This window comes from Streptomyces sp. BI87 (assembly GCF_025957665.1).
GTDB lineage: Bacteria > Actinomycetota > Actinomycetes > Streptomycetales > Streptomycetaceae > Streptomyces > Streptomyces albidoflavus.
Genome location: NZ_CP110079.1, coordinates 5,189,633 through 5,202,103, shown reverse-complemented (window position 1 = coordinate 5,202,103; position 12,471 = coordinate 5,189,633). Strand labels below are relative to the sequence as shown.

The window sequence follows — 12,471 nt, the reverse complement described above, 5'->3', positions numbered from 1 at the left end:
ACCCGTACGCGAGGAGGGCGGCACCGGAACCTGGTTCCGGTGCCGCCCTCCTCGCGTACGGGTGTTTCTCGGGGCTTTCTCCGGGCCTACGGCAGTCAGACCCGGATCTGGACGGCGCGGCCGAGCCGGTCGTGGAGGCCGCGGGAGTCGCGGTCCCAGATCAGGGCCGGCACGCCCAGGCAGAGCAGCGCGCTGCGGGCCACGACCCAGCCGAAGCCGAGCCGGCCGCCCTTCTCCGAGACCACCCGCAGGCGCAGCAGGAGCTTGCCCGGGGTGCAGCCGACGGTGCCGACGGTGAGGATGTTCATCACCAGCAGGATGCCGAGGGCCCAGTTCCCCGTGGACTGGGCGTCACCACCGGAGAACAGGCCGTATGCGATGAGCATGCACAGAGCCCAGTCCACGGCGAGGGCCCCGAACCGGCGCCCCACCGGGGCCACCGAACCGGGACCGTGCTCGGGCAGTCCGAGCCGCTCCCCCCGGTAGCCGAAGTCGGCACCCATCTCCTCCGCGGCCGCGCGCGGGCCGGAGAGCCACGATCCGATTGCTTGCCTGTTGTCCACGGAAACACGGTACTGCGGCGGGGTACCCGAGGGGCGACCGGGTGAGGGGGCAGGCGATGAGGCCCAGGTCACACGGTTCGCGCGGGTCCGTCCGATTAACGTCGGTGAAACAAATGGGTCATGCTTGAGAAATCCCCTGTCCCTAGGGTCAGGTCCACCGTGTGCCACCGCACTGGCCGCACGACCGAGCTACCACCCCGCCCCTCCCCGGGTCGGGAGTAGGAGGAGTTGGATGTTCCAGAACGCCGACGACGCGAAGAAGTTCATCGCCGACGAGGACGTCAAGTTCGTTGACGTCCGCTTCTGCGACCTCCCGGGTGTGATGCAGCACTTCACGATCCCGGCGAAGGCGTTCGACGCGGACGAGGAGCTGGCCTTCGACGGATCGTCGATCCGCGGCTTCCAGGCCATCCACGAGTCCGACATGTCGCTCCGCCCGGACCTGTCGACCGCGCGCGTGGACCCCTTCCGCCGCGACAAGACGCTGAACATCAACTTCTTCATCCACGACCCGATCACCGGCGAGCAGTACAGCCGCGACCCGCGCAACATCGCGAAGAAGGCCGAGGCGTACCTCACGTCCACCGGCATCGCCGACACCGCGTACTTCGGCCCCGAGGCCGAGTTCTACGTCTTCGACTCGGTGCGCTTCGAGACCTCCGCGAACCAGGGCTTCTACCACATCGACTCCGAGGCCGGCGCCTGGAACACCGGCTCCGAGGTCGAGAACCGCGGTTACAAGGTCCGCTACAAGGGCGGCTACTTCCCGGCCCCGCCGGTCGACCACTTCGCCGACCTGCGGGCCGAGATCTCCCTGGAGCTGGAGCGGGCGGGCCTCGAGGTCGAGCGCCAGCACCACGAGGTGGGCACCGCCGGCCAGGCCGAGATCAACTACAAGTTCAACACGCTGCTCGCCGCCGCCGACGACCTGATGCTCTTCAAGTACATCGTGAAGAACGTCGCCTGGCGCAACGGCAAGACCGCGACCTTCATGCCCAAGCCGATCTTCGGCGACAACGGCTCCGGCATGCACGTCCACCAGTCCCTGTGGACCGGCGGCACCCCCCTCTTCTACGACGAGCAGGGCTACGCGGGCCTCTCGGACACCGCCCGCTACTACATCGGCGGCATCCTCAAGCACGCCCCCTCGCTCCTCGCCTTCACCAACCCGACGGTGAACTCCTACCACCGCCTGGTCCCCGGCTTCGAGGCCCCGGTCAACCTGGTGTACTCGCAGCGGAACCGTTCCGCCGCGATGCGCATCCCGATCACCGGCTCCAACCCGAAGGCCAAGCGCGTCGAGTTCCGCGCCCCGGACCCGTCCTCCAACCCGTACCTGGCCTTCTCGGCCCTCCTCCTCGCGGGCCTGGACGGCGTCAAGAACAAGATCGAGCCCGCCGAGCCGATCGACAAGGACCTCTACGAGCTGGCCCCCGAGGAGCACGCCGGCGTCCCCCAGGTCCCGACCTCCCTCCCCGCCGTCCTCGACGCCCTCGAGGCCGACAACGAGTACCTCCAGGCCGGCGGCGTCTTCACCCCCGACCTCATCGACACCTGGATCGACTACAAGCGCACCCAGGAAATCGCCCCCATCCAGCTCCGCCCGCACCCGCACGAGTTCGAGCTTTACTTCGATCTGTAAGGGGCGCGGTCGGGGACCTTGGCCGACGCCGGCGATTCCCTGACCTGATGTCACACAGCAGCGAGGGCCGCACCCCCATCAGGGGCGCGGCCCTCGCTGCTCATCCGGACTCTGCGCACACAGCGGTCATCACCGGGCAATGCCTGTGACGGCAGAATTCACCTATGAGCACGACGACTTCCGCACCGGGCGCGGCCCGGCAGAGTTCTGCCCCACAGCCGGACCCGGGCCCTGCGGGCCCAGCTGGGCCCCCCTTCAACCGTCGCGTTCACATCGTCGCGGAGGTCCTGGACCGCCCTGAGGAGCTGGACCTGCTCCAGCAGGTGTGCGATGCGATGAACTGGCCCATACGCGAGCCGTTGGCCGGGGAGACCACTGTGGCCACGGAAGCAGACTGGACGCCGCGCGTGATCGAGGTGCGTATTCGCGGGATTCGTGAGACAGCGGTCGAACAGGCGGTCGCCACCCTGGACACTCTTGCCCAGAACGCCGAACTCTCCCTGCACTGCCGCGATGCCACTCTTGTCGAGCGCGCCCAACGCCCGCGGATCGAGTGGCACCTGCGAGGCAAGCGGAGGCCGCTGAGTCGACGCATCGGCCACGCGCTGCACCTGGCCGCCCGCACTGGCGAGCACGATCCGCACGCCGGCACTGTCAGGCTGGTCCGCGTACCGACCGGGCTCGACGAATCTCGGCCGCGCCGCCTGGCACGTACCCGACGAGCGGCTCGGGCCGAGCTCTCGCACCACCCATTGGCGCTGCGACGTCTTGACCCAGAAGTCCACGAGGTCGGCAGGCCCTCGGTGTCCCGGGGCTGGCACGTTCTGACCCTCCTGGCGCTCGTCTTCACCGGCACAGCCATCTGCTTGCTCGGCGCCGGGCTCTGGCCCGCCATCGGCGCGGACGACCCCCGGGTTGGCGCTCCACTCGTGGTCCTGGCGGGAGGCTATCTGCTGAGCGGAACACTTCTGGCGATTCGGCGCACGCCCACGCATCGCGCAGTTCCGTGGCTCGTCCCGCTGGCCGTGCCCTTGGCGGTTCCCCTGGTCCCCTGGCTCGGAACACTCGTCCAGCGAGCGTACCTGTCGCCGTTCGGCGTGCGCCCCACTCTGGGAAGTGACGGGCTGGGCAACATCCAGGCGGGACTCTGGGTGCTGTGCGTGTTCGTCGCAACGGCGCTGCTGCCGGTGGCGTTTCTGGGATGGATGCGCTTCCTCGCCCCTTCCCTGCGAGTTCAGGGGCCTTGGCTTTCCTGGGCGCCCACGGTGACCGTAGGCCTGGCCGTGGGCGTGGCGTTCAGCCTGCTCATCCTTCACACTGCGGCGACCAGCGGCGTGGAGAACCGCATGCTCGCGGCGGCCGGCTACGACATCCCGGAGTACTTCGGGGTCAGCGCTGAATACGCGTGCGTGGAGCCGATCTCCCGCGAAGCCCCGTACTACGGAGCCCCGCCTCCCCACGGTCCAGTGGTGATGTTCGGGCAGTCCGGTGACCGGCTCGAGTTCTGGGACCCGTCCGCCGGCCAGAACACCAGCGTCCGCCTGGAGGACGCTCGCATCAGGGTGGTTCCCGACAGCGACTCACCCTGCGTCGAGGCCGCCCGGTAGAAGAGTCGGAGATCTCAGTCGGCCGGGGTCACGGAAGACGCGGGAGGCACGACCATGCCTGTCCCGGGTCACGCTCGACGACAGCCCTGAAGCCTGCTTTCGGTGCCGAAGGGGAGGCAGCCCTGAGCTTGCGTCGGGCAGGGGGAAATCCACAAGGCCAGCGTCTCCAAGCCGGTGGCCATGGTTCCCGCCCCCGCGCCCCGACCCGGAGCACGGTCGTGCAGTCACTCCCCGCTCGCCGCCCCCACTATCCGCTCCCCCGTTCGAGACGTCGACCTCCGTAGTGCCCGCTCCAACACCCCGAGCGCATCCGGCCGTTGCTGCAACGACCCCAGTGTGAGTAACCACCAGTCCGTCAGCCGGGCCGTGACCGCCGCGCGGCCCTCCAGGGCCTCCGTCAGCATGCAGAGGCCGAAGAAGGCGCGGACGAGGGAGCGGGCCGTGGGGGCCGGGCGGATGTGGGGGGCGAGGTGGCCGGCGGTGCGGGCCTGTGCGAGGAGGCGGGTGGTGGCGGTGGTCCACAGGGCGAAGGGGTCGGGGAGGGGGGCGTCGATGGTGTCGCGTTCGGCCCACAGGCGTGCGCCCGCGCGGGCGAGGGGGTCCTCGGCGAGGGCGTGGGCGATGTCGAAGCTGAGGGCGACCAGTTTCTCCAGCGGGGGTTCGGCGCGGTCGGTGTAGCGGGCGGCCAGCCCGGGCCAGGTGGCGAAGTGGTGCTGGACGACGGCGAGGGCGAGGCCCTCCTTGCTGGCGTAGTGGAAGTAGACGGCGCCGCTGGTCCGGCCGGATCTGGCGCTTATGTCGTTGACGCTGGTGCCTGCGTAACCCTGTTCCGCGAAGAGGAGGGCGGCCGCCTCCAGGAGTGATCTGCGGGTTGCCCTCGCCCGTTCCTGCAACGTGCTGTCCACCTTCGTTCAACGTTTCCGTGACGACGGCAATGTAGTGCGCCCGCGCACGCCGGTAGCAAAACAACCTCCCCGTGCGCGGATATTGTTCAATTCTTTCGAATGTGCACGCGTGCGGGTGATTTCCCGCGAATTCCGGCGCGGTTGCTGGCCATTCGAGTGAATCACCTCCCCCGCTTTCAGCCGTTCCGCGGTGCCGGGCGAACATGCCTCAACTTGGCAGCCCGTGAGCGGGATTGACGGCCTGTGAGGTTGACGGCGGAGGCGGTGTCGGGAGAGCCCCTTTACACCCCCCGCCCACCCCCCGTCGAGCACTCGAAGTAGTGATTGCGTGACGCTTCGTCGCGTAAATAACGTAGCCGTCGTGATGTTTCGCGGTTTGGACGGGATTGCACCTTTGCGCTCCCGTGCCCCGCATGAGACCGGCGGACGTACGACGTCCCGGTGGCCGGCTCAGGGAAACGCACGACCCCACGAATCCGCGGTTGCGCGACAAGCCCGACCGCCCCCCTCCCCCAGGAGGTACACCATGACCACCAAGGCACACCCGCTCCTCAGCTGGTCCCCCGAGGCCGTCGTCTTCGACTGCGACGGCACCCTGATGGACACCGAACGGCATTGGCAGGACGCCCGGAGCCAGGTCTTCCGGCAGTTCGGGCTGCGGCCCCTGCCGGGGTTCGCCGAGCGGGCCAAGGGAGTGCACTACACCGACTGCGGGCGGCTGATGGCCGAGGAGTCCGACAAGCCGCACCTGGCGGGGGAGCTGACCGAATCGCTCCTGACCCACTTCATGGAGCTGGTCGCCGACGACCCGGTGACCATGCCCGGCGCCGCGGAGTTCGTCCGCCGGCTCTCCGGGCGGCTGCCGCTGGCGGTGGCGAGCAACTGCCCGCTGGAGGTCGTGGAGATGAGCCTCGAACGGGCGGGACTGCTGCACCACTTCCGCCACGTCGTGGTCCCCGACGAGCCGTCGACGAGGGCGGCCCCGGGCAGCGCCACCGTACGTCCGAAGCCGTGGCCGGACGTCTACGCGCGGGCGGCGTGGCTCTGCGGCGCGGACCCGGACAGCACGCTGGCCGTCGAGGACTCGCTGACCGGTATCGAGTCGGCGCGGCGGGCGGGGCTGCGGGTGCTGGGGGTGGGCCCGCGGCCCGGTGAGGAGGACGCCTCGCGGGCCGATCTGTGGGTGACCACCCTGCACTCGCCGGTGCTGCTGGCGTGGGTGCGGGCGCACGTGCCGCAGCAGGGCAGGAGCGCCGAGGGGTAGGGCTGCCCGGGAGTCGGGGCTGCCCCGGTGGGTACGGCTGCCGGGGCCTCAGCCCAGGTGCGTGTCGAGGTCGGTGACGACGCCCTGGGCTGAGGCGAAGAGCAGGCCGACGCCGACCGCGCCCGGGTCGGGGATGCCTTCCGCGCGCTCGCCCAGGTAGCTGGAGCGGCCCATGCGGGCGCGCAGCCGGGCCGTGGAGCGGACGCCTTCCCAGGCCGCGTCGGCCGCGGCGGCGAGGGCCTGGTCGGGCGGGGTGCCCGCGGGGGTGGCGCGCAGCACCTCGGCCGCCGGGGTGAGGGCGTCGACGAGGGTCTTGTCGCCGGGGGCGGCGTCGCCGACCCGGCGGATCGCGGCGAGGCCGTCGGTGACGCCCTCGGCGTAGGCGGCGGTGGTGGGGCCGGAGCCGGCGACGGCGGCGGCCAGCGACTGGAGCAGCAGGCCGAAGAGAGGACCGCTCGTCCCGCCGACCTCGTCGAGGAAGGCGGTGGCGGCGGCCTCCAGCGGGGCGGCCGGGTCGGTGTCGCCGTCGGAGAGCTGGTCGAGGCGGCGGAGGGCGGCGTCGGCGCCGGCGGTGAGGTTGGTGCCGAAGTCGCCGTCGCCGACCCGCTGGTCCAGGGCGGTGAGGCGGGTCTCGGTGGCGTGGGCGGACTCGGCGAACCGGCGCATCCAGCCGTCGGTGGCGGTGGCGTCGTGGGAGGTGCTCGTCGTCATGGCGTGGCTCCCGCTCTCGGTGGCCGGTGGGATGGGGGGACGTCGGTGCGGGCGGCGCTCACCAGCGGAGCGCGGCGGTGTACACCGGGGCGTCGTAGAGGCGGAGGATCTCCTCGTCGGCCGCGAGCAGCGTGACGGAGAAGCCGCGCATGTCCAGGGCGGTGATGTAGTCGCCGACGAGGGCGCGGGCCAGGTCGGTGCCGCGGGCGTCGAGGAGGGCGGCGAGTTCACCGTGGACGGCGTAGAGCTCCAGCGGGGTGACCGCGCCCAGGCCGTTGACCAGGGCGATCACCGGGCCGTCCGGGGCGAGGGCGTCGAGGAGCGCGGTGGTCATGCGCTCCACCAGGCCGGTGAGCGGCTCCCTGGGGACGGTCTGCTGGGCGCGCTCGCCGTGGATGCCGACGCCGTACTCCAGCTCGCCGGCGGCGAGGGGGAAGGCCGGCTCGCCGGTGGTGGGCGCGGTGTGCGCGGCCGAGGCGACGGCGAGCGTACGGCACCTCGCGGCGAGGCGGGTGCCGAGTTCCTGGAGCTCGGACAGGCCGAGACCGGTGTCGGCGGCGGCGCCGAGGATCTTCTCGATGAGGACCGTGCCGCCGGTGCCGCGGCGCCCTGAGGCGATGTCGGCCGAGTCGGAGGCGAGGTCGTCGTCGATCAGCACCCGCGCGCAGGGGATGCCCCGGTGGGCGAGGCGCTCGGCGGCGATGCCGAAGTTGATCCGGTCGCCGGTGTAGTTCTTGACGATGTGCAGCACGCCCTCCGCGCGGGCGGCGGCGAGGGAGCCCGCGTAGACCTGGCGGTTGTGCGGGGAGGCGAAGACGCGGCCGGGGCAGGCGGCGTCGAGCATGCCCCGGCCCACGTACCCGGCGTGCAGGGGCTCGTGGCCCGCGCCGCCGCCGGAGAGCAGGGCGACGCGCCGCGAGGGGGCGGCGGTCCGGCTGAGCAGGAAGCCGTGCTCGGGGTCGAGGGTGACCAGCTCGGCATGGGCCCGCGCGAAGCCCTTGAGGGCGTCTGGCACGAGGGCGTCGCTGCTGTTCTCGAAGTACGAGGCCATGCGAGTCCTCCGTCGTCGAGGGCCGCGAGCGGCTTCCGTCGGAAGGCTGGGCCTCCCGGGGCTCCGCGGGCCGGCCGCCAGGTAGTTCTTCATGCTGGGCGCGGTGGTCGCCCGGGGCAAGTCATGTGTCAGGTCGCTCGTCCTTTCGAGTACGACTTCCCGAAGCGAGTTTCGGGGAAACACCAGGCCACGGGCGACGTACGGGGCACGCGCCCCGAGGGGAGCGCAAGGAGCGAGCACGGCGCACGAGAGGGCGCACGCGCCCTGCGCTCCTCCCGCACCCGGCGCCTTCCCGCCCCCGCTCCCTCCACCGCCCCACCCGGCACGCCGTCCGCCCGCTCCCGTGCTCGGCTGGCCCCATGCCGAAGCAGCCCCCGGACGGGAACCAGGAGCACGAGGACGGCCGGGCCGAGCGCGCACACCACTCGCGGGTGTCGGAACGGCCCTCGCAGCACGAGATCACCGAGGCGGACCGCAAGGGCGGGCCCGGGCACACCGTGCTGCTGGCGGTGGCGCTGGCGATCCCCGCGGTGAAGGTCGCCTACACGCTGGGCGGCGGGGGCGCCGCGACCGACGCCCTGATGGGGATGGGGCCCGGCAACTGGTGGGACGTACTGCTCGGCATGGTCCTGACCACGCCGCTGCTGGGGTGCGTGCTCGGCGTGGTCGCCTCGCGGGTGGTGTTCGCGCTCTTCGCCGCGCGGGGGGCCGTTCCCGGGGGCAACGACCCGGCGGCGCGGCTGCGGCGTGCCGGGCTCACCGTGCTCAACCCGGTGGCCACCGGGATCGTCGTCGCCTGCTTCATCGGGCCCTGGTGGGGGCTCGGGACCGCCGTGGCGGCGTATCTGCTGCGGCGCGGGGTGGTCATCGAGTACCGGACGGGGCGGCGGGGCCGGCGCCACCACGACCCGCACTTCGCCCCGCCGGCCTGGCAGCGGCGGCTGGCGACCGGGGAGCAGTTGGTCGCGCTGACGCTCAGTGTGGTGGTGCTTCCTCTGCTGGGGGTGGTGTCCGCGCTGGACGGGCAGGCGTGGACCTCGGTGGTGCGGTGCCAAGTGGCTGACGGGGGGCGGGTCTACTCGGCTCGGCTCATCGAGTTGCAGCGGCAGGGCAACGGGGTCGTCGGGTGGGACCTCGACCGGGCCGAGGTGTCCAACGGGGTCGGTTGCACCGGGCTCGCGTCCCGTACGGTGCGGGAACCTTGGTGGCGGGGATGATCCCCGCCTGCCCTGGCCGGGCGTACCGGTCCGGGCTCCCATTCGGCTCGGGGCGCCCGTGCCGACCGTGCCGGTCGAAGGGTGGCCTCAAGCGCCGGCCGGGCTGGGATTGGCTGCGCTTCGTCCCGACCGTGCCGGTCAAAGATGGCCTCAACCGCCGGCCGGGCTGGGATTCGCCAGGCTGAGATTGGCCACGGCCGGGGTCGGTGGTCGGCCCGGGATCGGGGAGCGTGGCTGTGCGAGTCGGCGGTCGACGGTCGGCTGCCGACCGCCGGCTGCCGGCTGCCCGCTGCCGGCCTCGGACGCGGGCCCGGTGCTTCGCCGATCGCCTGGCTCGGTTGCTGCCGAGGGGCGCCCTGGTCTCCGCTGAGATCATGGTGCCGTGACCGAGATGCCTTCCTGGTCGGCCGAGAACTGGGCGATAGCACCGCCTTCGGAGGCGGACTGGCTGCACGACCTGTGCGGCGAGGGCACCACCGGGTCCATGCCGCCCGCCCTTCCGGATGCGGCGTGGGTCCTGCACGCCCTGTACGAGCACGTATCGGGACCGGTGGAGGCGACCTACGACGACCTGGACAAGGCCCTCCTGGAAGACGCCGGGATCGAGGCCGTACGCATCCCCTGGAAACACTGACCCACGCGGACAGCCCCTCTCTCCCACCCCCGGCGGAACGACGCCGGCGAAACGGAAGGGCGGGGACGGGTCGGGGTGCCCCCGCAGCACACTGCACACACGGCCGCCTTGAAGCGACTGACCCCGCACCCTGCAGTTTGTGAGGAGGTACCCCGACCCGGCCCCGCCCGCCCCACACGGCGAACGAACCGCGAACCCCACAGCCCGGCCGGCGCTTGAGGCCAATCAGTGACCGGCACGGGCAGGACCCGCAGACGACCGAAGAGAGCCCAGCCGGGCCACAGGCCGACAAAAGCAGCCGGCGAGCAAGGCTAGGACTCGGGGTGGCTCCCCCGCCCCTCCCCATGCTCGGCCAGGGGCGTCGGAGACAGCGAGCTAGGCTCCTCACCAGGCTCCAAGAGGGTGTCGGCCGGCCCGACGATGAGCGGATCGGCCTCCCCCAGAGCCTCGCCGTCCTTGGCGGCGTAATCCACGCGAAGCAGAAGACTGCGCATCGCCTCGAGCCGCCCGCGCCGCTTGTCGTTGGTCTTGACCACGGTCCAGGGCGCCCAGGAGGTGTCGGTGGCCCGGAACATCTCGATCTTGGCCCGGGTGTAGGCGTCCCAGAGGTCGAGCGAGGCAAGGTCCGTCGGAGACAGCTTCCACTGCCGGACCGGGTCGACCTGCCGGATGGCGAACCGCGTCCGCTGCTCGGCCCGCGAGACGGAGAACCAGAACTTCACCAGCAGAATCCCGTCCGAGGTGAGCATCTTCTCGAACAGCGGCGCCTGGACGAGGAACTGCTGGTACTGCTCCTCGGTGCAGAACCCCATGACCCGCTCGACCCCGGCCCGGTTGTACCAGGACCGGTCGAAGAAGACGATCTCCCCCGGCGAGGGAAGGTGGGCGATGTAGCGCTGGAAGTACCACTGGCCCGCCTCCTTCCCGGTGGGCTTGTCCAGCGCCACCACCCGGGCCCCACGCGGGTTGAGCCGCTCGGTGAACCGCTTGATGGTGCCGCCCTTCCCGGCGGCGTCGCGCCCCTCGCAGACGATCACGATGCGCGCCCCGGTCTCCTTGACCCAGCTCTGCATCTTCAGCAGCTCGATCTGGAGGACCCGCTTGCGCCGCTCGTACTCCCGGCGGCGCAGCTTCCGGTCGTAGGGGTAGTTCTCCCGCCAGGTGCGAACGGGGGTGCCGTCGGCCTCACGCAGGAGCGGCTGTTCGGGGCGGCTGGCGTCGACGCTGAGCCCTTCCAGCAGGGAGTCGTCGGCCTCGTGGATGCCGGGTCCGGTCCGGTCGGCTCCGTGCTGCTCGGCTGCGCTCTCCACCTGCGGCCTCCCTCTCGCCTCGTCCGAGCGGCCAAGGCGGCGCCGGAGCCTGCGGGCAGGGCCAGGATAGGCGGGTGCGGCCGCCCGCGCCCGGGCCGGTGGGACACGCTCCCCAAGCGTAAAGATGTGCGAACCGGGCAGATGAGGTGACGCCGGAGCGGAAGCGGGGGCACCCTCCGGGCACAGGACGCCGGGTCTCCGGCGCCCTTTTCGATCAAAGGGCGGGAGAGCTCATGACGATGACCGAAGTGGCCGAGGACGACGCCGGAGCGAGCGACGGCGAGGTGCTGGAGGCGCGCGCACGACGGCTGCGCAGGCGGCTGGAGCGCCTGATCGGCGTCGCCGCCACCGAGGGGAACGAGCTGACGGCCCTGCGCAACGGCGACGAGATCTTCACCGCCATGCTGTCCGCGATACGCGCGGCCGAGCACACCGTCGACCTCATGACCTTCGTCTACTGGAAGGGCGAGATCGCCCGCGACTTCGCCGCCGCCCTGTGCGACCGGGCGCGGGCGGGGGTGCGGGTGCGGCTGCTCCTCGACGGCTTCGGCAGCCGGCTGATCGAGCGGCACCTGCTGGAGGAGATGGACGAGGCGGGCGTGCACGTCTCGTGGTTCCGCAAGCCGGTCCTCCTCTCGCCGTTCAAGCAGAACCACCGGTGCCACCGGAAGGTCCTGGTGGTGGACGAGAAGGTCGCCTTCACGGGCGGCGTGGGCATCGCCGAGGAGTGGTGCGGCGACGCCCGGAACGAGAACGAGTGGCGCGACACCCATGTGCGGCTGCGCGGCCCGGCCGTGGACGGCGTGGCGGCCGCCTTCGCGCAGAACTGGGCGGAGTGCTGCGACGACCTCTTCGACGAGCGGGACCGGTTCACCGCGCAGGAGTCCTCCGGCGGCGCGGTGGTGCAGGTGGTGCGCGGTTCGGCCAGTTTCGGCTGGCAGGACATGCAGACGCTGCTGCGGGTGGTCCTCCAGTCCGCCGAGGAGCGGGTACGGATCGCCACCGCCTACTTCGCGCCCGACGCGTACTTCATCGACCTGCTCTGCGAGACGGCGGCGCGCGGGGTGGAGGTGGAGATCCTGCTGCCGGGGCCGCACACCGACAAGCGGGTCTGCCAGCTGGCAGGGCAGTGGCACTACGACCAGCTGCTCGGCTGCGGGGTCCGCATCCACCAGTACCAGCCGACGATGATGCACGCGAAGGTCATCACGGTGGACCGGGTGGCGGCGCTGACCGGGTCGACCAACATCAACCGGCGCTCGCTCGACCACGACGAGGAGGTCATGCTCGCCGTGATCGACGAGGAGTTCACGGCCGTCCTCGACCGGCACTTCGACGAGGACACCGAGGTGAGCGTGGAGATGCGGGCCGCGCGGTACCGGCGCCGCTCCTGGCTCCAGCGGGGGCGCGAGGCGCTGGTGGTGCCGATCCGCCGCTTCCTGTGAGGCCGCGCCTCCCGTGAGGCCCCAGTTCCCGTGACGGGCCGGCGCCCAGGTGCCGACCATCCGGTTTCGTCGGAGAATGGCGGAAATGTCCGTGTCGCCGTGGTCACCATCACCGCGGTCCG

Annotated in this window: 11 protein-coding genes; 6 read left to right on the top strand and 5 right to left on the bottom strand. The window is 71.5% G+C overall.

Annotated features, from left to right (window positions below):
* Positions 1 to 95 precede the first annotated feature (95 nt).
* The gene (locus OIM89_RS23195) at positions 96 to 563 is read right to left on the bottom strand and encodes an RDD family protein (protein WP_078858221.1); all 468 of its coding nucleotides are present in this window, start codon (positions 561 to 563) and stop codon (positions 96 to 98) included.
* A 232-nt stretch (positions 564 to 795) separates the two neighbouring features.
* On the opposite strand from OIM89_RS23195, the gene glnA reads away from it, so the two are divergent.
* On the top strand, positions 796 to 2,205 hold the full coding sequence (gene glnA / locus OIM89_RS23190; protein WP_023419769.1) for a type I glutamate--ammonia ligase: 1,410 nt from the start codon (positions 796 to 798) through the stop codon (positions 2,203 to 2,205).
* 164 nt (positions 2,206 to 2,369) lie between these two features.
* The gene (locus OIM89_RS23185) at positions 2,370 to 3,812 is read left to right on the top strand and encodes a hypothetical protein (protein ID WP_030697106.1); all 1,443 of its coding nucleotides are present in this window, start codon (positions 2,370 to 2,372) and stop codon (positions 3,810 to 3,812) included.
* 224 nt (positions 3,813 to 4,036) lie between these two features.
* Here OIM89_RS23185 and OIM89_RS23180 read toward each other — a convergent pair whose 3' ends face one another.
* Complete coding sequence (locus OIM89_RS23180) at positions 4,037 to 4,717, bottom strand: ScbR family autoregulator-binding transcription factor (RefSeq protein ID WP_030697107.1); 681 nt, start codon at positions 4,715 to 4,717, stop codon at positions 4,037 to 4,039.
* A gap of 526 nt (positions 4,718 to 5,243) precedes the next feature.
* On the opposite strand from OIM89_RS23180, the gene OIM89_RS23175 reads away from it, so the two are divergent.
* Positions 5,244 to 5,981: an HAD family hydrolase gene (locus OIM89_RS23175; protein ID WP_047470741.1), complete on the top strand. Its 738-nt coding sequence runs from the start codon at positions 5,244 to 5,246 to the stop codon at positions 5,979 to 5,981.
* Positions 5,982 to 6,029: 48 nt separating this feature from the next.
* On the opposite strand, the gene dhaL is transcribed toward OIM89_RS23175, so the two are convergent.
* Positions 6,030 to 6,692, bottom strand: a complete 663-nt coding sequence (dhaL, locus tag OIM89_RS23170) for a dihydroxyacetone kinase subunit DhaL (RefSeq protein WP_030697109.1) — start codon at positions 6,690 to 6,692, stop codon at positions 6,030 to 6,032.
* Between the two features lie 58 nt (positions 6,693 to 6,750).
* Entirely contained in the window at positions 6,751 to 7,743 is a 993-nt protein-coding gene (locus tag OIM89_RS23165) for a dihydroxyacetone kinase subunit DhaK (protein WP_247860982.1), read from the bottom strand.
* 359 nt (positions 7,744 to 8,102) lie between these two features.
* Here OIM89_RS23165 and OIM89_RS23160 point away from each other — a divergent pair, with 359 nt between their 5' ends.
* Both OIM89_RS23160 and OIM89_RS23155 read left to right on the top strand, forming a co-directional pair.
* Positions 8,103 to 8,960 (top strand): hypothetical protein, encoded by an 858-nt coding sequence (locus tag OIM89_RS23160; RefSeq protein WP_175457190.1) that lies wholly within the window; start codon positions 8,103 to 8,105, stop codon positions 8,958 to 8,960.
* A gap of 382 nt (positions 8,961 to 9,342) precedes the next feature.
* Complete coding sequence (locus tag OIM89_RS23155; RefSeq protein WP_037665261.1) at positions 9,343 to 9,594, top strand: hypothetical protein; 252 nt, start codon at positions 9,343 to 9,345, stop codon at positions 9,592 to 9,594.
* 311 nt (positions 9,595 to 9,905) lie between these two features.
* Here the strand turns inward: OIM89_RS23155 and ppk2 are convergent, their stop codons facing one another.
* Positions 9,906 to 10,904, bottom strand: a complete 999-nt coding sequence (ppk2, locus tag OIM89_RS23150) for a polyphosphate kinase 2 (protein ID WP_030697112.1) — start codon at positions 10,902 to 10,904, stop codon at positions 9,906 to 9,908.
* Between the two features lie 233 nt (positions 10,905 to 11,137).
* Here ppk2 and OIM89_RS23145 point away from each other — a divergent pair, with 233 nt between their 5' ends.
* Complete coding sequence (locus tag OIM89_RS23145; RefSeq protein WP_030697113.1) at positions 11,138 to 12,349, top strand: phospholipase D-like domain-containing protein; 1,212 nt, start codon at positions 11,138 to 11,140, stop codon at positions 12,347 to 12,349.
* Positions 12,350 to 12,471: the final 122 nt, after the last annotated feature.